The organism is Shewanella sp. VB17, from assembly GCF_013248905.1.
Lineage (GTDB): Bacteria > Pseudomonadota > Gammaproteobacteria > Enterobacterales > Shewanellaceae > Shewanella.
Window position 1 is genome coordinate 282,402 of sequence record NZ_JABRVS010000001.1, and the last position, 18,852, is coordinate 301,253.

The following is an 18,852-nucleotide window of genomic DNA, read 5'->3' on the forward strand; positions in this document are numbered from 1 at the left end:
ATTCCCTTATAAACTAAATACATCTGAAAAATTTTCCGATGTTATGTGACAAAGCCCTGAAAAGATAGACATACCATTACAAGCATTTTCGAATTTTGCCTTAGCGGTATCACCACGCTTCACTTTCATTGCGACGTCTTTATCGAGAGAAATCCAGGAATATTTAGGTTTAATGCCATGTTCAGCATTATTGATAGCTTCACCCGTTCCATATCCATGTGTTTCTATTTCATAACCTCCATTTAAATCGGCTACTTTTTCATGAGTAGTAAAACTCACTGTCCAACCAGGTTGTACACCTTGGTTACTTCCCATGTCCACTTTGACCATGGAACCAGCATCACATTGACGCATTTCAATTACTGCTCCTCTTGGTGCAAATAAATTCTTCAAAACATCACTTCTCTCAACAGCATGCTTAGCTGCCTTAGCAATCATCCCCTCAATCTCTGTTTGTGGGATCAAACAACGCGAATCGCGAGTCTCAACACTTAAAGAATCATCGCCTTTGAACTGAATTCTTTTTAGTGTTTGCATACTTGGTAAAGAAATTGCGCGAGTGCTTGCTTCGACTTCAGCGTTAAAACGACAAGATGCAGGTATTGAATAAAATACGCCATCTTCTGTCCAGCTACGAGCTTCGCTAAAATTTCGAGTAAAGTTTGCGAGACCTATATCGGTATAAATGGCAAAATCAGCAATAGGAACCCCATCCTCACTAAAGCGACCACTTGCTTCAGTTATCTGAATTTCAGTTTTTAATTTGCTAACTAAACTTCGATCAACAATCTTTGAGCCAGCATTGCTTATTTGCTTAGCTAACGCCTGAAACAGTGATGCACCAACACGCTCAGATAACGTATTATTGAATTTCATTTCAGGCTCAAAAATTACCACCTTAGTATTGGCTGAACCTTTAACTGGATGGCTGCTCATCGGAATTTCAACTCGCGTTGACGATGGGCAAACATTCGTCACCGTTGATTGGCAACCAGTAATAACCCCTAGAGTCGCTAGCGTAGCAAGTGTTTTCTTTAACATATATATATCCATATTAATATTTAAAAATCAAACCCTAAGGCTTTCCAAAAATTCTGTTTTGTTAATTTGGCTGAAAAACTGCGTGATGCTCCTTCTCGAGCACGTTCAAAGCTAGTGACAGAATTAGCATTAGCAATTATTTCATTACTTGCCACCACTAAGTTCTTTTTATCTTTCATGATAATGTTCACGTTTGCCGTAGAGACAAAAATATCGGCAATATGGCGATTATTCCAATGAGTGTCTAATATTAAATTGTGGCTATAACCTCCGATTTTATAATCAACAACGGGTATGTTATATTTTGAAAAGTGATTGGTTAAGAAGCCTTTCATTAAGTCATCTTCACGCCCTGTTGATATGCTAATAATGATCTGAGATTTAACTCGACTAACGCTAGACTTAAGTAATGGTAATGCGGTCTTGAGTTCACTGTTATTAGTCGTAGACACTGCTGATAACATAGAATTTTTGATTGCTAACTCTTTTTCCAACTCTTTAACATTGCGATTTCTTAACCACCAAACTAATAAATCGGTATTAGCCAGTGCACCGAGTTCAAATTTTGCGCGTTGATCTATTTTATTAATATCTGAGACAAGCTGGGATATTAAGCTCGTTTTTAATACTTTAGCTTCAACATAATAAAGAGCACCAACTTGTTCTGCCTTAGTGTATTCAACGCCGTTAAACACAAGATCCGAAGTCTTGGTATTAAGTTTAAAATCGTTGAACTCTTGGTAATGATCACCACCATTGATATTGTTAGCAATATTACGGTTCTGGCTACTTGAACTGACTTGAGTCCATAACCTTTGGTTTATAGCGCTTAATGCTTTCATTTTGGCATCAATAAGTGAATGTCCCTCCCCAACTGCCGTGATTGATTCAGAAGAGTTTGTGACCGGTGCCAACACCCAACCCGGTGTCTTGGTTGATTGACACCCTGCAAAGAGGGACAACATTATGAATATTGACACATTTTTACTTAACATAAATATCCTTATTACACGCTGTAAGTGCAGGGTCACTGGCACTTATAGCCAGTAGACTCCATCAACTGACTTATTTTTCAGATAGGAAAAACAATAGAGAATCGTTCGCTTATAAGGACACCTTACTTCCTGCATAGGTTACTGTAAAATCCATTATTCCTTCCCGGTAAAGTGGAGACTTATAACTAAAATCAAGCGCATACTCTAGCGAATCGGCATGAATGAAATAGGTAATGGTTGGCATTATATCGTCACCCTTAGGGTTATTAAGGTAAAGATTTGCTATCTCTCCGCTATTAAGTGCCGCGATAGTAAAATTAACTTCTTTTTCCATCACTTTACTATGTTTAACTGGATTATAGGCTTTAATCCAATTGCTAGTTAATAGGTAGTATTCATTTTCTTCCTCATCGTTTAGGTTATTACCTCCCTGTAACTTGGAGCCTATTTTTTTAATGCTAAAATCCGCCAAACCTTTAACCATTATTGGAGTACTATTTACGATATTTTTGGCTGCTTGTTCTGAATCCGAATTAACCACGTATATGGCTTCTGCTCTGCCATTTTTATCTGGACTGATATAGAATGTATCGATAACACCAGAGTTAAATAGTTTACCCATGCTCGACATTTGTTCTTTCATGACAGTGTTAACCTGTTTCATTTCTGCTTTATGTTTTATTTCCCCTTGAACAAGAAATGACTCAGCAAAAGTAACTGGACTGATGGTAAGAAGTATCAATGGTAATATTTTCAATTTATATCCTTTATGTAATAAAATGCTTGATTATCAAGTGGTCTATGTTACAAAAAAGCGATAATATTACCTGAATACTTCACCTTTGTAACGTAGGGCACAACAAATATCGGTAACTATTGAAAAGTATCGCAACAATATTTGAATGACCATAACCCTCAATTTATTCAGCGTCCATAAAAGTGGGAGCCTTAATCAGGTTCTCATTTTTTATTTATGACTCGTTGATGTCAACTCTCAAAAAGTTTTGAATCTCATTGTATTTCATGTATAAATAAACAATTCCTGCACAACGTCATCTTATGGGAAATTATTTATATGGATATTGATTTACTGAAACATAAACCTCACTTCATCACTCAAATAGCCAACTGGTACCACAATGAATGGGGTGTGATAAACCCAGATCCAGAATTGAATAATCAAACCATAGCGACACTAGAAGTAAAATTAGCAGAATACTGTAATAGCGACAGATTACCCTTAATGCTAGTTGCAACTTGTGATACAGAATTAATTGCAGCAGCCCAAATTCGATTTCAAGAAAACACTAACTACCCCGCTGACTCGCATTGGCTAGGTGGAGTGTATGTTTGTAAATCACAACGCGGCAATGGGACAGCTCAATCCCTAATAGAGGTGATATCAGAAAAAGCCAAACTGTTAGGTGTACAAGAGTTATATTTACATACTGAAGTACTCTCGGGTGGTCTCTATAAAAAAATGGGCTGGTTACCTGTAGAAGAAATCTTATACTGTGGTATTAATGCGTTGATTATGAAAAAAAGACTCAATGAGTAATACAATATGACACCTGCCATCTATAGCTTAAAACGTGCAAAACTAGACTATCACATTCATGAATATCAGCATGAAGCTAATAATGGTGCCTATGGGATTGAGGCTGCCACTAAGCTAAACCTAGATACTGCTGTAGTATTTAAAACCTTAATCGCTAAACTTGATAGTGAAAAACTGGTGGTTGCTATCATACCCGTAACCGAGAAATTAAATATGAAACTCCTCGCTAAAGCTGCATGCGTAAAGAAGGCTGCTATGGCATTAGCGCTGGAAGTTGAACGCTCTACCGGGTACGTTTTGGGCGGCGTAAGCCCTCTGGGTCAAAAACGTCCACTCGCTACCTATATTGACATATCTGCCCGATTACTTGAACAGATATATGTCAGTGGAGGTAAGCGAGGCTTAGATATCGAACTTGCCCCAGCGAGTCTGCAACAACTAACAAAAGCCAGCTTTGTACCTCTGACAGCATAGCGCTAAGGTTTCACCACAAACATGTTCCACGTGGAACATAAAAAAGTCTTTGACCTTAACTTGGCAAGGATTAAAGGCTAGCGTAATATTAACCCTTAGTATTTGAAGTGAACTTGGCTATTAGGTAGAACATATGAACGACCCATTTTCAGAAGCGCAACACCAACTTAATGCTATTGGGCTTAGATGTCCCGAACCGGTAATGATGCTGCGTAAATCAGTTCGTAAAATAGCTCAAGGTGAAACATTATTGATTATTGCCGATGATCCTGCGACAACTCGCGATATTCCAAGCTTTTGCGAGTTTATGGAACATAAACTTATCGCCAGTAAAACTGAAACAACGCCATATCAATACTTGATTCAAAAAGGTTTATAGACAGTCTTAATTCGCTTTTTATCCAATTAATATTAAAATTAAGGAAGCCCAATGCCAAAACTTATCGCCATTGGTTTTAAGCCGATTAAAAAGGGTCCAATGACGCTTGTTGAAATGGCCCAAGTCACTCAAGCCGCTGGCGTAGAACATGACTGCTTTGGTCGCCCGGGTAAACGACAAGTCACGGTTATGTCATTAGAACAATGGAATCTTGCCTGTGCCACAATCGATACACATCTCCCTTGGGTAACTCGACGCGCCAACTTGCTAATAGAAGGCCATATCTTCTCAGCTGCAGATAAAGGTAAACGACTACAGATTGGTGATTTAGCATTAGAGATCACTGGTGAAACTGATCCCTGTAAGAAAATGGAGATAGCACAAGCTGGTTTAGAACAGGCACTCATTCCTGATTGGCGAGGCGGAGTGACATGTCGTGTACTGCATGATGCCAAAATCACCATTGGTGATGACATTAGCTTTTCATAGCCCTTCTCTAAAATCAACTCAATGCCGTTAACTCACGCAACGGCTAAGCTTTGCTTTATACACCCTGTCACTTTCAATATGCTAAATTTAGCATGTCAGTAGTCACTGAATTTGTCCTAACTCTCATCATTAACAATATAGTCAATTCTGGTCCACCCCGCTCTATAGTTTAACCTTATGACTACACACTCTTTACTTTTATCAAACCAAGCATATGATAGATAGCTTAAAATCAATACTCACTTAAACCTTGCTCAAAAATCCAGTAAAAGGTAGCTCAACAAATAATAAGATAAGGATCGGGGACTAAATGTTACAACACAAATTAATACCACTATTTGCAATCATTACACTTATTTTTAACTCATCTTCGTTTGCCGAAGAGACCGCAAATGATAAAAAATCAACATGGCAAGTAAACACCCCCACTAAAGCCCCTTTAGAGCAGATTAGCATTAATGTCACTGAGGGTACCTGGATGAATGTCAGTGTCAGCCCAAATGATAAATATATTGTATTCGACATGTTAGGTGACATCTATCAAATACCAATAGAGGGCGGCCAAGCCAAAATACTTGCAGAGGGTATTGCTTGGCAAATGCAGCCTATTTACAGCCCAGATGGACAGTATATCGCTTTCACTTCAGATGAGGATGGTGGTGACAATATCTGGATTATGAAGGCTGATGGTAGCAACCCAAGACCTGTCACTAAAGAAAAATTCAGACTATTAAACAGTCCAGCTTGGAGCCCTGACTCCCAATATTTACTTGCCCGTAAACACTATACTGGTTCCCGCAGTTTAGGGGCTGGAGAGATCTGGATGTACCACGTTGGCGGCGGTGAAGGTGTAAAACTCACCAAACGTCCTAATGAGCAAAAAGATCTTGGTGAACCCGCCTACTCTCCTGATGGCCATTATATTTATTTCAGCCAAGATGCGACTCCGGGTAAAAGCTTTCATTACTCCAAAGACTCAGTAAAGGGGATCTACAAAATAAAGCGATATGATACTCAAACCGGTGATATTGAATTATTGATTGAGGGTACTGGCGGAGCTATCCGTCCAACACCAAGCCCTGACGGTACTAAACTCGCCTATATTAAACGTGATGGGTTTCAATCATCTCTGTACTTGATGGATCTAAAGTCCGGAAAAAAAGAAAAGATATACGACAAGTTGGATAGAGATATGCAGGAAACTTGGGCTATCCATGGTGTCTATCCAAACATGAGTTGGACCAGTGACAATCAGGAAATTATCTTCTGGGCTGGAGGTAAGATCAATAAACTAGACATTAAAACAAAAATAACTAAACATATCCCCTTCTCAATCAACACTCAGTTAGATGTGCAACCTGCACTCCGCTTTACTCAAAACTTAGATAAGGATCAGTTTGATGTAAAGATGCTAAGAATGGCACAGGTATCACCTGACGGCAAACAGGTCGTCTACGAAGCTCTAGGAAAACTCTGGATTAAAGCCTTATCTAATAATAAGCATACTGATAAACACTCACGATTAACTAACCTAGATACTGATCTTAGAGAGTTATTCCCTCAATGGTCCCGTGACGGTAAGAGCATAGTATTCACAACTTGGGATGACACGAAACAAGGCAGTGTACGCATAGCTAACATCAGAAATAATGACATAAAAATCTTAACTAAAGAACCAGGGAAATACGTAGAGCCAACCTTCTCACCTAACGGTTCATTTGTTGTTTACCGTAAGGTTAAGGGGGGACATATTACCCCAAGAACTTGGTCACAAGAAACCGGATTATATCGGGTAAATGTAGAAAGTCAGGAAAATATTAAGATCACAGCTGATGGCTACCAACCTCAATTTGGTGCTGAGTCTGATCGTATCTATTTTATGCTTGAAGGTGAAACACCAGAGTTTGCCTCTATAAACCTAGATGGTTTGCAAAAACGAGTGCATTATACCAGCCAACATGCTACCGAATTTCGCGTATCTCCTGATGGAAAACAGCTCGCCTTTGCTGAACGTTTTAAGGTTTGGGTTAGCCCTTTTGCTAAACATGGTGAAACCATCACTATTGGCCCAAAAGCTAATAATCTACCCGTTACTCAATTAAGTACTCGTGCCGGTGAGAGTATTAGCTGGAACAATAATAGCGATCAACTTTACTGGACCCTAGGACCGGATCTATACCAAGCCGATGTAGACACTGCATATACAGTCAACATAGCTAATACCGATAACGTACTAGATAAAACAAAGAAAGCAGAGATAACTCAGCTTGGCTTTATTCAAAAAGCGGATGTTCCACGTGGAACAATAGCGTTTATGGGGGGGAATATCATCACAATGGAAGGTGATAAGGTCATTAAAAATGGTATCGTTATTGTCAAAGACAATCATATTCTTACCGTCGGTGATGAAAAAACAGAAATACCGAGTGATGCTCAAGTGATCGATATCAAAGGTAAGAGTTTAATGCCTGGATTATTCGATGCCCATGCTCATGGATCACAGGGAGAAACCGAAATCATTCCACAACAAAACTGGCAACTTTTCTCCAATCTCTCACTGGGTGTTACCAGTATTCATGATCCGTCTAACGATACAACCGAGATCTTTGCCGCTTCAGAGCAACAAAAAGCAGGCAAAATCACTGGACCACGTATTTTCTCAACAGGTACTATTCTATATGGTGCAAATTCGCCAGGCTACACATCACACATTGACTCGTTGGATGATGCCAAGTTCCACCTACTACGTTTAAAAAAAGCGGGAGCATTCAGTGTCAAAAGTTATAACCAACCTCGTCGAGATCAAAGACAACAAGTAATAGCAGCAGCTCGAGAACTTGAAATGATGGTTGTACCTGAAGGTGGCAGTTTGCTACAACACAACCTAACAATGATCGCAGATGGCCACACAGGCATTGAACACTCACTACCTACTGCGGCTATTTATAATGATATTAAGCAGTTTTGGAGTCAAACTAAGGTTGGCTATACTCCAACATTAGTTGTTGCCTATGGTGGGATCTCAGGCGAAAACTATTGGTATGATAAAACCGATGTTTGGTCACATCCCAGACTCTCAAAATATGTTCCAAGTGATCTACTGCAAGCGAGATCAATGCGTCGTCCAAAAGCACCGGATGCACATTATAATCATTTTAATGTGGCACGCATTGCTAACGAGATGAATGATCTTGGAGTAAAACCTAATATAGGTGCTCACGGTCAACGGGAAGGTTTAGCTGCCCATTGGGAAATGTGGATGTTTGCTCAGGGTGGCATGAGTAATCTAGACGTTCTCAAAACAGCGACAATTAATCCAGCAACACACTTCGGCATGGATCATCAACTAGGTTCAATCACACAAGGTAAACTCGCCGATATAATTGTCATTGATGGCAATCCACTTGAAGATATTCGCGTAACGGATCGTGTTATTTATACTATGGTCAATGGCAAATTATACAATGCAGAAACCATGGATCAACTTAATGCTGATCCCAAAAATGGTAACGGTAAACGCAAACCGTTCTTTTTTGAACTTTAAAGTCAGTTTGAAATTTTACAATCTGGCTAACTTTACTGCCAAAAAATAATTTCATGAAAAATTAAAATTGAATAAAAAATAAGAGAAAAAAAGTGTTCCACGTGGAACACTCTTTTATTTTTACAATATAAAAATACAAATTGGTGTTAAAGTTAATTCTTCAACCCATTCAGTCTAAGCACAATTACAAGCAGGTAAATTTTTAGTGTGAGAGACGATGCCCGCCTTCGACTCACTGAATAAAGCTAATCTTAGATTAACCTTAATAGCAACTCACTACATCTAGAATTTTTTATAACAAAAACAATCAATTGCATGATCATTCACCATGCCTACGGCTTGCATAAAAGCATAACAGATAGTCGGGCCAACAAAATTAAACCCCATTTTTTTCAAAGCTTTAGACATAGCTACTGATTCAATGGTTTGAACTGGCACCTCTGAGTGAGATGAAAATTGATTCACTATTGGTGCCCCCCCGACAAAGCTCCAAAGAAACGCTGAGAAATTATTCCCAGCCTCTGTATAAGCTAAATAACCTCGAGCATTGTTAATGATCGAATTAACTTTTAAACGATTTCTCACAATGCCTTTGTTTTGTAATAAAGCTTCGATTTTTTCATCATCAAATTTAGCAATAACTGTAGGGTTAAAGCGAGCAAAAGCAAGTTCATAATTTTGTTGTTTCTTAAGAATGGTGATCCAAGATAATCCCGCTTGTTGACCCTCAAGACAAAGCTTAGCAAACAACGTCTGACTATCATAAATAGGCCTGCCCCACACCTCGTCATGATACGCCAGATAAATCTCATCCGCCCCAACCCAACTACAACGTTGCCTTTCCATGATAATTCATTCCTTAATTTTGTTAATGAGATAAAAAATAACCTACATAAGCGTAAATCTACAAGGTATAATCAAAACCATTTTCTATGGCAGCCTGAAAAAGTAGACATGACGACGAAACATGATGTAAAGACATTCCAAGGGTTTATTATGACCCTGCAGGAATACTGGGCGCAACAAGGTTGCGCAATTGTTCAACCTCTAGATATGGAAGTGGGCGCAGGGACATTCCACCCACAGACTTTTTTGCGTTCATTAGGCCCAGAGCCAATGAGCAGTGCTTATGTACAACCATGTCGCCGCCCTACTGATGGCCGTTATGGTGAAAACCCTAACCGTCTACAGCAATATTATCAATTTCAGGTCGTGTTAAAACCGTCTCCTGACAATATTCAAGAGCTTTACCTTGGCTCTCTTGAAGCGCTAGGTGTCGACATGAATATACATGATGTGCGTTTCGTCGAAGATAACTGGGAGTCTCCGACTCTGGGCGCTTGGGGTTTAGGTTGGGAGATATGGTTAAATGGTATGGAAGTATCACAATTTACCTATTTTCAACAAGTAGGCGGACTTGAATGTACACCAGTAACAGGTGAGATAACTTATGGCCTGGAACGTCTTGCTATGTATATTCAGGAAGTTGACAGTGTTTATGATCTTGTCTGGACTGATGGTCCTATGGGCAAGATAATGTATGGTGACGTCTTCCATCAAAATGAAGTCGAGCAATCAACTTATAACTTCGAACACGCAGATGTTGCAGTGCAACTAGCCTTATTTGATGACTGTGAGATAGCTTGCCAACGTTTATTATCATTAGAGAAGCCATTACCACTACCTGCCTATGAGCAGGTCATGAAGGCCTCACACGCCTTTAACTTACTTGATGCCCGTCATGCCATTTCAGTGACCGAACGCCAGCGTTATATCTTACGCGTTCGTACCATGGCTAAATGTGTGGCAGAAGCCTATTACCAAGCCCGTGAAGCGCTTGGCTTCCCACTGTGTAAGTAGAGGTAGATATCATGAATATGGAAAATTTACTTATTGAAATCGGTACTGAAGAGCTACCGCCTAAAGCACTGCGTAAACTGGCGGAGTCTTTTGTTAATAACTTTACCGATGAACTTAATAAAGCAGAACTCAGCTTTGAGTCTGCTATTTGGCATGCAGCCCCTCGCCGCTTAGCATTTACGGTAAACAAACTTGTGATGGCACAAGCTGACAAGGTTGTAGAAAAGCGCGGACCTGCTATTGCTCAGGCATTCGATAGCAAAGGCGATCCAACCAAAGCGGCAATGGGCTGGGCTCGTGGAAACGGCATCACAGTTGAGCAAGCTGATCGCCTTAAAACAGACAAAGGCGAATGGTTACTCCATCAAGCTAAAGTTGTTGGCGTAGAAACTAAAAGTCTTATCTGTGCTATGGCACAACGTGCGTTAGATAAACTACCCATTCCCAAGCCTATGCGTTGGGGCAGCAATAAAACTCAGTTTATTCGCCCTGTCCACACCGTGACTATGTTACTGGGTAGTGAATTGATTGAAGGGGAACTCCTTGGCATTAAATCGGCTCGTATCATTCGTGGCCATCGGTTTATGGGGCTAAAAAGTTTTGAACTAGACCATGCTGATAATTATCTTTCAGCGCTGAAAGAGCAAGGTAAGGTACTGGCAGATTATGAAGTCCGTAAAGCCATTATAAAGGTGGGTGTCGAAGAGGCTGCCTCTAAAATTAATGGTGTCGCGGATTTAGAAGATGATCTTCTTGAAGAAGTGACATCCTTGGTCGAATGGCCAGTAGTCTTGACGGCTAATTTTGAAGAGAAATTCTTAAACGTCCCAGCTGAAGCCTTAGTTTACACCATGAAAGGCGATCAAAAATACTTCCCAGTATTCGATAAAGCAGGCCAATTGCTACCACACTTTATCTTCATCACTAATATAGAATCAAAAGATCCTCAGGTGATCATCTCAGGTAATGAAAAAGTGGTTCGCCCACGTCTGGCCGATGCTGAATTCTTTTTCGAAACGGACAAGAAAATTTCGTTAGAATCTCGTCTTACTAGCCTTGAAAGCGTGGTGTTCCAAAAGCAATTAGGGACCATCAAGCAGCGTGTTGAGCGCATCTCGGATATGGCCGGCTACATTGCGACCAGCATAGATGCTAATGCAGAAGAAGCGTCACGTGCAGGTATGTTATCTAAGTCAGACTTGATGACCAATATGGTCATGGAGTTCACTGATCTTCAAGGTACTATGGGCATGCATTATGCGCGTCTAAATGGTGAAGCAGAAGCGGTTGCTATCGCACTCGAAGAACAATACAAGCCTAAATTTTCCGGTGATACAGTGCCAACAGCAGCAGTCTCTATTTGTGTGGCTTTAGCTGAAAAATTAGATACCTTAGTCGGTATTTTTGGCATTGGTCAAGCACCAAAAGGCGCTGCCGATCCATTTGCACTACGCCGTGCTGCTATTGGCATATTACGGATCTGTCTTGAAAATAACTTGCCACTCGACCTTATCGATCTTATCGCTAAGGCAAAGGCACTGCATGGTAGTAGTATCACCAGTGACAAAACTGAAGAGCAGGTTCTTGAGTTTTTTATGGCTCGTTTTCGTGCTTGGTATCAAGATCAAGGTGTTAGCGTCGATGTCATCTTAGCGGTATTGGCTCGTCGTCCTACAGCTCCCGCTGATTTCGATAGCCGTATCAAAGCAGTTGCACACTTTCGAACCTTAGAGCAAGCATCCGCACTGGCTGCAGCCAACAAGCGTGTAGCGAATATATTAGCCAAAGTGGAAGGTAAATTAGTAACAGATATCAATGCTGAGCTACTGGTAGAAAGTGCAGAGAAGGCATTAGCTGCCAAACTAAATGAGCTTCAGCCACAATTGGCACCTCTATTTACTGCAGCAAACTATCAAGCTGCCCTATCATTATTAGCAGATTTACGTGAAAGTGTTGATACCTTCTTCGAAGAGGTCATGGTGATGAGTGATGATGAAGCTTTGAAAAACAATCGTCTAGCTTTACTTTCTAGTCTGCGTGAACAATTTCTACATGCGGCTGATATTTCTTTATTACAGTAATAATTAGCTGTGAGTAAAAATATATAGCAAAGTAACCTCAGGGTGCTGAGTTCAACATCTTAGGGTTACTAAGCTATATTGTTAAATAATGATTAATTTATCATGTAATACATTGAACTCTTCTCGGCTTAACTCTGCATCAGCCAGTAAACGAGTTAGACACGCCTCATCAAGTTTATTCTGTTGAAACAACATGGAACATTCACTGATCACATTGGCACGCCACACAACACAAGCATACCCATCCATAGGTTTGTGATCGATGTTAGCAAGTTGATTTAATGAGGATTCAAAAATACTAGGCAGCTCCCAACATTGGACTAACAAAGCACTCAAGCTGAGTGATTTAGTCGTCATTAATTGCTTAAATAGGTAAGATTTAGGCTGTTCTTCAGGCTCTGCGCAATGAAAAGCACTGACTAACATCTTAAAAATCGCAATTTTACCCACATCATGCAGTAACCCAAGCATAAATGCAGTATCAGGATCCTCTTTACTTAGTTCACGTGAAATATAAGCGACTTGCATAGAATGGCGCCATATTTGAGCGCCGAAACGACGATAGTAAATTGGCTTTATATCAATCATTTCCTTCATAAAACATGTACTGACTAAACGTCGTAACTCTACCCTACCTAACTGTACAAAAGCATGTTGAAGACTCGTAACTTCTTTTTCGAAGTGCTTAAAAACCGAAGAGTTACACAACTGAAGAACTTCAGCACTTAATACTGGCTCTGCCTGAAACATTGCTAGTAGAATATGACTATTCAATGTTTCATCGCTGAGTTTTTGATCGAAGACTGCCATCTGACTCGGTAATTTTAACACTGTTTCCGCAATCTCATTCGGGTTGGTCAAGGCTTGTTCAACCTCAGTAATGACATTCTTTTCTAGATTATTAGCAATACCACCATCATCAGTACCTTCAGAAGGAAACAACATGCCATAAAATAGTGCAGATACATTAATAGGAGCTGTGGCAAGTATTTCACTCTGATTAGATCCAGTATTAGAGGTTGATTTTTGTTGTATCGACTCAATTTTTTGGTCATTAAAGTCGGTTGAGAAACTTTTAGGTCGCTCCACAGAGATATCATCCCTTACGTTAAAAATCATCTTAATGATTTTACTCACCATGACTAGGTTCCTTGTCAGTCTCGTTATGAGTAGTATAGTTCATTCACCCTCAACACAACTCTCCTTTGATTGAAGGTTAGGCGCATAAATTAGGTGTCCACGGATGTGAGGAGGTAGAATAATGCAGGAACAATTAACACTGAACTTTGTCATTTCTCGGCATGCTAAGTCCTACACCACTGAATAAGGTTAATAATAGCAAATACCATCCCTAAGCTTTATCGCCTAGGAGAAAATGCAGCAGATTTACGTGAAAGTGTTGATACCTTCTTTGAAGAGGTCATGGTGATGAGTGATGATGAAACGTTGAAAAACAATCGTTTAGCCTTACTTTCTAATTTACGTGAACAATTTTTGCATGCAGCTGATATTTCCTTATTGAAGTAAGGAGCAGCGCTGTAAAGAATAAAGAGTAAGCGTAAAATTAAGCCCCAGCATTGGGGCTTTTTTGTACATGGATGTACTTATCCCTGAACATCATGGATGGTGTAAGAAGGGGTTTATGGCTATTTGTCAGGGATGAATAATCGCCCTAGAAAAAAATTAAACTATCGAACATCCGCCAAATTAATGGCCGAACACATGGCTGCGTTAAGTGCCTAAATTGTTATGTACTTCAAGGTTGAATCTGCCACCCCATATAAAATAGTTAATTGATAATTAGATTCCTAATTACTGGGTAGTTTGAAAAACAAGTTTTATCATCAAGTATAATATTAACTAAATCACCAGTTGTTTTTGCTGCTAGTAAGATAGAAAACATTGTATTAACACCATTATCACTTCCTTTAATTGCAAACTTTATTTTACTTGGACAATGATCTGGACCTGATGTTTATTAGTAACAACAGCAATAGTGCCATTATCATATGCTTGTATACTAATAACTTTAGCCTTTTTTATTTCTACAGCCTGTAGATTAAAACACACTAAAGTTGATAAAACTGAAACAATACAAATAAACTTCTTCACTATTCTTCCTTAAATTTTAATTATTGTTATCAAATAGTGGATCATACACTGCTAACTCTAAATCCACACTATTTTTATATAATATACTGAATACTCAGTGTAACCACCACGCAGTATTTCCCAGTCTCAGCTCAATATTAACCAATATCAAATCTATAACACTAATAGGTCTCGGCTCGATCAATATTGGCTAGCTGAAAATACAGTGTCAAATAACCATTTATCTAAACGGAAGCCTAAAGCTTCCTTTTATTTGTCACTAAAAATTGTCCTCGTAAGAAAATAAGACACTCCTGAATATTATACTTTAACAACAATACGTTATAGAATAAAATACTCTTATTACACCCGAAGACCAAATTATCTACTCGATCATAAGCGGCAAAATAAGGCTACCAAAACAGATGATACCTCCTTCTAGCCCTAAGCTTTATCGCTTAGGAGAAAATGCGATAGTCATAGACTGCAGCGAACTTTTTCCGACACTCTCAAAATTAGCGATTCAGAGCCGGATCTGGAACTTAGCTTCTATTTACCGTGAAAGTTCTGAATTTCAAGATATAGTGCCTGGTATGAACAACCTCACCCTCTTTTTACACGATACGGCACAAATCACATTTTGGCTGGATGAATTAGCAATACGATGGGACAAAATAGAAAGTATAGATTTACCTGCAGCACCTACCATAGAGATCCCAGTCATCTATGGCGGTAAGTATGGGCCTGATCTTGATAAAGTCGCAAGGATCCATCAACTGGAAACATCTGAGGTGATCTGCAGACATTCAGCTGTAGAATACACCGTGCTTTTCCTTGGCTTCCAACCAGGATTCCCCTATTTAGACGGGCTTGATGTAAGTTTATTCACTCCTAGATTAAGTACCCCAAGATTATCCATCCCTGCAGGCTCCGTTGGCATTGGTGGCGGCCAAACCGGTATTTACCCAACAGAGGCTCCTGGAGGATGGCAACTTATCGGCCGTACTAATATCGCTCTTTTTACTCCTGAATTATCCCAAACACCCACACTATTGGCACCAGGATACAAGATTCGTTTTACGCCAGTATCTAGCTTAGAGCTCACATCATGATTAACAATCCAACGTTTTCACCTACCACACCTAAGATAAAGGTTATTAAGCCTGGGTTATTTAGCTCCATTCAAGGATTACCGCTAACCGGATACCGTCACTTAGGGATCCCATTAGGTGGAGCACTCGATTGCCATGCTCTAATTCTGGCAAATCGCATTTTAGGTAATCCGGATAACATTCCGGCATTGGAGCTCACATCTGGGCCAGTTGAATTGATGTTTGAGCGTGACACTTGGTTTGTTCTCACCGGTGCTCAATATCAAATAACCATAGACAAAAGGGAAGTATGGTGTGGTTGGCGCAATAAAATAAAAGCTGGTGAAACCCTATTTCTTCGCGGTCCAAAATCAGGAGTGAGGGCTTATCTCTCAGTTGATGGTGGTATTTATCCGACAACAGAATCAAATCCACAGCTCCAAGGAACTCAACGACTAACTCAAGGAGATAGCCTAAGACTTGGTCATCCTTTACCTATAGTCAAACCCATAGGAGCCGTGCAAAGAGCATATAACAATGAGATACGAGCTCTACCAGGGCCTGAAATGTCGCTATTTACTGCTGAAGCTCGTAAGGCCTTTTGGCATAATTCATGGCAATTAACTAATGAGAGTAATCGTATGGGAGCAAGGCTCTCTGGTGAAAAGTTATCTCTGATTGAGCCTAAAGAACTAAACTCTCATGCCGTTATGCCAGGTGTAGTACAAGTCCCTCCGTCCGGTCAGCCCATCGTTCTGCTCGCAGATGCTCAAACAACAGGTGGTTACCCTAAAATAGCCACGGTCATTCAAGCTGATCTGTGGAAGTTAGCGCAAACTAGACCCGATAATACAATTAAATTTATTCATGTTAGCCCGAATCAAGCTACAGCTGCAAATTATGAATGGGAACAGTATTTTTATCGGTTGCAAAGAGCCATAGAGGCGAGTCAGGAACATAAACAGTAATGAATCATAAACATTATCCGATAGATCTGAATGCTGATTTAGGTGAAGGCGGTCAATACGATGCGGCCCTACTCAAAATTATTACCTCTGCCAATATCGCCTGTGGTGGCCATACTGGCGACAAGCAGAGTATGAATACTGCTGTAACCGCAGCGCTCAAAAATGGGGTCAAAATAGGCGCTCACCCCAGTTACCCAGATCCGATTAATTTTGGCCGCCAACCAATGGATATTTCAAGTGAACAATTACGAGCCTCCTTACTCCAGCAAATTAATTCATTAAAGGGGGTTTGTGAGAGCCTGAAGGCGAAAATGTACCACGTGAAACCTCACGGTGCTTTTTATAATAACGTCGCTAATAATGAGGCTCTAGGACTTATATTAATTGATGTGATTAAGCAAATAGACCCCAAACTTAAGTTAATGATTTTGGCTGGCTCCCCTTTAGTTCTGCAAGCACAGCTAGCTGGACTCGATGTGATTGAAGAGGCTTTTGCCGATAGAGCCTATTTACATAATGGTTTTTTAGCGCCTAGAGATAGACAAGGTGCGGTTATTGAAGATGATGATATCGCGTTAAAACAGGTTCGTCAGCTTATACAACACCAACCAATACAGACACTTGATGACACCCTATTACTCATTCATGCTGATAGTATCTGTCTACACGGTGATAGCAAACTCGCGTTAGTATTTGCTCAAAAAATAGCATTTAGTTTTAAATATTTATAACTAAGCCACTCAAAACGTTGCATTCACCATATTGATATATGAACATATCAAGGTGCCCACCTCACCGTCTCCCACAATCATTACTGAAGTTAACTATGACCTGCTTGTTTTTTCGGTTTATGTTCAAATTTTTGAATCTCGATAATAAGCAGGATGCTACGCGTATGGTGTGAATATTCAGCTAAAATATTTTTTATCGAACATGACAAAATATACAAACAACGACTAAGATTATAATTAAAAAATAATTAATGACTACTTCGAATCAAAGTCACATCAAATAAAGTACCTGAGATGATAAATGATAAATACAAGGCTGTTATTGTTAGTTGGTATTATTTTCTTTAGTAGTAACAATAGAAAAAATGAATGACAACACTGTTAACACAACCAAAATGTCACCTTGGTATTTCAATGTTTTTCAGAATTGTCAGATAACGAAAGAGAGGACGGATTAGCTTATAAGCGTCGTCAAATAAATCACTTAACATAATTAACGGTTAATAGGTGTAGACAAATGGAAATTAAAAAATTCGTCATTTCAATATTATTTTTCTATTCAAGTGTATCTTACTTACAAGCTAACACCGTAGAGAACATTAACTATGATGAAAAAGGAGAGTTGATTAGCGAAAACCAAAATAATGAACATGTTTATGTTGGCTTACGTGGTGGATGGACGAATTTTCAAGATGCATGCTCAAACAGTAACTCAGAGTGTAATAATGATACCTTCGGATATGGCTTATATACAGGATATCAATTTACATCCTGGTTTGCTCTCGAAGCTGCGCTGACAGACTATGGCTCAATAGACGCAAGTTATGGTTTCAATAATGTTAGTACCGATATATGGGGAAGTGAATTGACTGGGGTATTTTCTTATGCTATTTCTTCAAATTTTGACACCTACCTTAGAGTTGGTGCGGCATATCAAGATATAGAAAAAACGAGTAGTTGGGAAAATGAATTAAGTTCTAATGAATGGGACATAGTGTCTGCCGTAGGATTAGATTATCGATTATCGCCAAATTTGTCAATTCGTGGGGAATATCAATTTATTGATGGAATAGGAGATAACAATGTAATGCAGGCTGATATGCACTTTATATCACTAGGTCTGAGTTATCATTTTAATCAGCAGAAAAAATCTGTTACGACCTATCCTCCCCAAAAAACTAACATTGAACTTGCACCTATCGCTGTGGCAAATAAAATACCCAGTCATACTAGCGTATTGTTTTTATTCGATTCGACCAAATTTGAAGTAAACGAAGACTTAGATAAATTAGCCATAGCTATAAAACAACATACATCAGGAATGGTCACTATCACAGGGTATACGGATAGCCTAGGTTCAGAAAAATACAATCAACAGCTATCAGAAGCCCGTGCACATTCCATTGCAGATTATTTTATTCGTCAAGGTATCAACCCTTTGCGTTTAATTGTTTTAGGCCAAGGAGAGAATAGCCCTATAGCTCAGAATACAACTTCTGAAGGACGTGTATTGAATCGTCGCGTCAACATTAACTTTTAAAGGAAAAAGA

General features: G+C 39.5%; 18 protein-coding genes. 12 read left to right on the top strand and 6 right to left on the bottom strand.

Annotated features, from left to right (window positions below; genetic code table 11):
- Positions 1-6: 6 nt before the first annotated feature.
- From HQQ94_RS01235 to HQQ94_RS01245, 3 genes are all read right to left on the bottom strand, one after another.
- Positions 7-1,041: a hypothetical protein gene (locus tag HQQ94_RS01235; protein ID WP_173292725.1), complete on the bottom strand. Its 1,035-nt coding sequence runs from the start codon at positions 1,039-1,041 to the stop codon at positions 7-9.
- A gap of 20 nt (positions 1,042-1,061) precedes the next feature.
- Positions 1,062-2,036 carry an LPP20 family lipoprotein gene (locus HQQ94_RS01240; RefSeq protein ID WP_173292726.1) on the bottom strand — a complete coding sequence of 325 codons (975 nt, stop codon included), beginning with the start codon at positions 2,034-2,036 and terminating at the stop codon, positions 1,062-1,064.
- Positions 2,037-2,145: 109 nt separating this feature from the next.
- The gene (locus HQQ94_RS01245; RefSeq protein WP_173292727.1) at positions 2,146-2,793 is read right to left on the bottom strand and encodes a hypothetical protein; all 648 of its coding nucleotides are present in this window, start codon (positions 2,791-2,793) and stop codon (positions 2,146-2,148) included.
- A gap of 318 nt (positions 2,794-3,111) precedes the next feature.
- Between HQQ94_RS01245 and HQQ94_RS01250 the strand changes: the two genes are divergently transcribed.
- The 5 genes from HQQ94_RS01250 to HQQ94_RS01270 all read left to right on the top strand — a co-directional run bounded on the left by HQQ94_RS01250 (position 3,112) and on the right by HQQ94_RS01270 (position 8,480).
- A complete protein-coding gene (locus HQQ94_RS01250; RefSeq protein ID WP_173292728.1) occupies positions 3,112-3,594 on the top strand; it encodes a GNAT family N-acetyltransferase in 483 nt (160 codons plus the stop codon).
- 6 nt (positions 3,595-3,600) lie between these two features.
- Positions 3,601-4,068 carry a Cys-tRNA(Pro) deacylase gene (ybaK, locus tag HQQ94_RS01255; RefSeq protein WP_173292729.1) on the top strand — a complete coding sequence of 156 codons (468 nt, stop codon included), beginning with the start codon at positions 3,601-3,603 and terminating at the stop codon, positions 4,066-4,068.
- A 133-nt stretch (positions 4,069-4,201) separates the two neighbouring features.
- Complete coding sequence (gene tusA / locus HQQ94_RS01260; RefSeq protein WP_173292730.1) at positions 4,202-4,447, top strand: sulfurtransferase TusA; 246 nt, start codon at positions 4,202-4,204, stop codon at positions 4,445-4,447.
- 51 nt (positions 4,448-4,498) lie between these two features.
- Complete coding sequence (locus HQQ94_RS01265) at positions 4,499-4,936, top strand: MOSC domain-containing protein (RefSeq protein WP_173292731.1); 438 nt, start codon at positions 4,499-4,501, stop codon at positions 4,934-4,936.
- A gap of 310 nt (positions 4,937-5,246) precedes the next feature.
- Positions 5,247-8,480 (top strand): amidohydrolase family protein, encoded by a 3,234-nt coding sequence (locus tag HQQ94_RS01270; RefSeq protein WP_173292732.1) that lies wholly within the window; start codon positions 5,247-5,249, stop codon positions 8,478-8,480.
- A 282-nt stretch (positions 8,481-8,762) separates the two neighbouring features.
- On the opposite strand, the gene HQQ94_RS01275 is transcribed toward HQQ94_RS01270, so the two are convergent.
- On the bottom strand, positions 8,763-9,326 hold the full coding sequence (locus tag HQQ94_RS01275; RefSeq protein ID WP_173292733.1) for a DNA-3-methyladenine glycosylase I: 564 nt from the start codon (positions 9,324-9,326) through the stop codon (positions 8,763-8,765).
- Positions 9,327-9,434: 108 nt separating this feature from the next.
- Here HQQ94_RS01275 and glyQ point away from each other — a divergent pair, with 108 nt between their 5' ends.
- Positions 9,435-10,340, top strand: coding sequence for a glycine--tRNA ligase subunit alpha (gene glyQ / locus HQQ94_RS01280; RefSeq protein WP_173292734.1), 906 nt, complete (start codon positions 9,435-9,437; stop codon positions 10,338-10,340).
- Positions 10,341-10,351: 11 nt separating this feature from the next.
- Positions 10,352-12,421 carry a glycine--tRNA ligase subunit beta gene (gene glyS / locus HQQ94_RS01285; RefSeq protein ID WP_173292735.1) on the top strand — a complete coding sequence of 690 codons (2,070 nt, stop codon included), beginning with the start codon at positions 10,352-10,354 and terminating at the stop codon, positions 12,419-12,421.
- A gap of 81 nt (positions 12,422-12,502) precedes the next feature.
- Here glyS and HQQ94_RS01290 read toward each other — a convergent pair whose 3' ends face one another.
- Positions 12,503-13,561, bottom strand: a complete 1,059-nt coding sequence (locus HQQ94_RS01290) for an HDOD domain-containing protein (protein WP_173292736.1) — start codon at positions 13,559-13,561, stop codon at positions 12,503-12,505.
- Positions 13,562-13,744: 183 nt separating this feature from the next.
- On the opposite strand from HQQ94_RS01290, the gene HQQ94_RS23040 reads away from it, so the two are divergent.
- A complete protein-coding gene (locus tag HQQ94_RS23040; RefSeq protein WP_375335711.1) occupies positions 13,745-13,948 on the top strand; it encodes a DALR anticodon-binding domain-containing protein in 204 nt (67 codons plus the stop codon).
- Positions 13,949-14,362: 414 nt separating this feature from the next.
- Here HQQ94_RS23040 and HQQ94_RS01295 read toward each other — a convergent pair whose 3' ends face one another.
- Complete coding sequence (locus HQQ94_RS01295; RefSeq protein ID WP_173292737.1) at positions 14,363-14,533, bottom strand: hypothetical protein; 171 nt, start codon at positions 14,531-14,533, stop codon at positions 14,363-14,365.
- Positions 14,534-14,937: 404 nt separating this feature from the next.
- On the opposite strand from HQQ94_RS01295, the gene pxpB reads away from it, so the two are divergent.
- The 4 genes from pxpB to HQQ94_RS01315 all read left to right on the top strand — a co-directional run bounded on the left by pxpB (position 14,938) and on the right by HQQ94_RS01315 (position 18,842).
- Positions 14,938-15,624 carry a 5-oxoprolinase subunit PxpB gene (gene pxpB / locus HQQ94_RS01300; RefSeq protein ID WP_173292738.1) on the top strand — a complete coding sequence of 229 codons (687 nt, stop codon included), beginning with the start codon at positions 14,938-14,940 and terminating at the stop codon, positions 15,622-15,624.
- Positions 15,621-16,571 carry a biotin-dependent carboxyltransferase family protein gene (locus HQQ94_RS01305; protein ID WP_173292739.1) on the top strand — a complete coding sequence of 317 codons (951 nt, stop codon included), beginning with the start codon at positions 15,621-15,623 and terminating at the stop codon, positions 16,569-16,571. The genes pxpB and HQQ94_RS01305 overlap by 4 nt, the downstream gene beginning before the upstream one ends.
- On the top strand, positions 16,571-17,302 hold the full coding sequence (pxpA, locus tag HQQ94_RS01310; RefSeq protein ID WP_173292740.1) for a 5-oxoprolinase subunit PxpA: 732 nt from the start codon (positions 16,571-16,573) through the stop codon (positions 17,300-17,302). Before HQQ94_RS01305 ends, pxpA begins: the two co-directional genes overlap by 1 nt.
- Positions 17,303-17,819: 517 nt before the next feature.
- Entirely contained in the window at positions 17,820-18,842 is a 1,023-nt protein-coding gene (locus tag HQQ94_RS01315; RefSeq protein ID WP_173292741.1) for an OmpA family protein, read from the top strand.
- Positions 18,843-18,852 lie beyond the last annotated feature (10 nt).

Bases quoted from the DNA above. Each gene is read 5' to 3' on its own strand.
- HQQ94_RS01235 (WP_173292725.1), bottom strand. From the start codon at position 1,041: ATGTTAAAGAAAACACTTGCTACGCTAGCGACTCTAGGGGTTATTACT.
- HQQ94_RS01240 (WP_173292726.1), bottom strand. From the start codon at position 2,036: ATGTTAAGTAAAAATGTGTCAATATTCATAATGTTGTCCCTCTTTGCA.
- HQQ94_RS01250 (WP_173292728.1), top strand. From the start codon at position 3,112: ATGGATATTGATTTACTGAAACATAAACCTCACTTCATCACTCAAATA.
- ybaK (WP_173292729.1), top strand. From the start codon at position 3,601: ATGACACCTGCCATCTATAGCTTAAAACGTGCAAAACTAGACTATCAC.
- tusA (WP_173292730.1), top strand. From the start codon at position 4,202: ATGAACGACCCATTTTCAGAAGCGCAACACCAACTTAATGCTATTGGG.
- HQQ94_RS01265 (WP_173292731.1), top strand. From the start codon at position 4,499: ATGCCAAAACTTATCGCCATTGGTTTTAAGCCGATTAAAAAGGGTCCA.
- HQQ94_RS01270 (WP_173292732.1), top strand. From the start codon at position 5,247: ATGTTACAACACAAATTAATACCACTATTTGCAATCATTACACTTATT.
- HQQ94_RS01275 (WP_173292733.1), bottom strand. From the start codon at position 9,326: ATGGAAAGGCAACGTTGTAGTTGGGTTGGGGCGGATGAGATTTATCTG.
- glyQ (WP_173292734.1), top strand. From the start codon at position 9,435: ATGACGACGAAACATGATGTAAAGACATTCCAAGGGTTTATTATGACC.
- glyS (WP_173292735.1), top strand. From the start codon at position 10,352: ATGAATATGGAAAATTTACTTATTGAAATCGGTACTGAAGAGCTACCG.
- HQQ94_RS01290 (WP_173292736.1), bottom strand. From the start codon at position 13,561: ATGGTGAGTAAAATCATTAAGATGATTTTTAACGTAAGGGATGATATC.
- pxpB (WP_173292738.1), top strand. From the start codon at position 14,938: ATGATACCTCCTTCTAGCCCTAAGCTTTATCGCTTAGGAGAAAATGCG.
- HQQ94_RS01305 (WP_173292739.1), top strand. From the start codon at position 15,621: ATGATTAACAATCCAACGTTTTCACCTACCACACCTAAGATAAAGGTT.
- pxpA (WP_173292740.1), top strand. From the start codon at position 16,571: ATGAATCATAAACATTATCCGATAGATCTGAATGCTGATTTAGGTGAA.
- HQQ94_RS01315 (WP_173292741.1), top strand. From the start codon at position 17,820: ATGGAAATTAAAAAATTCGTCATTTCAATATTATTTTTCTATTCAAGT.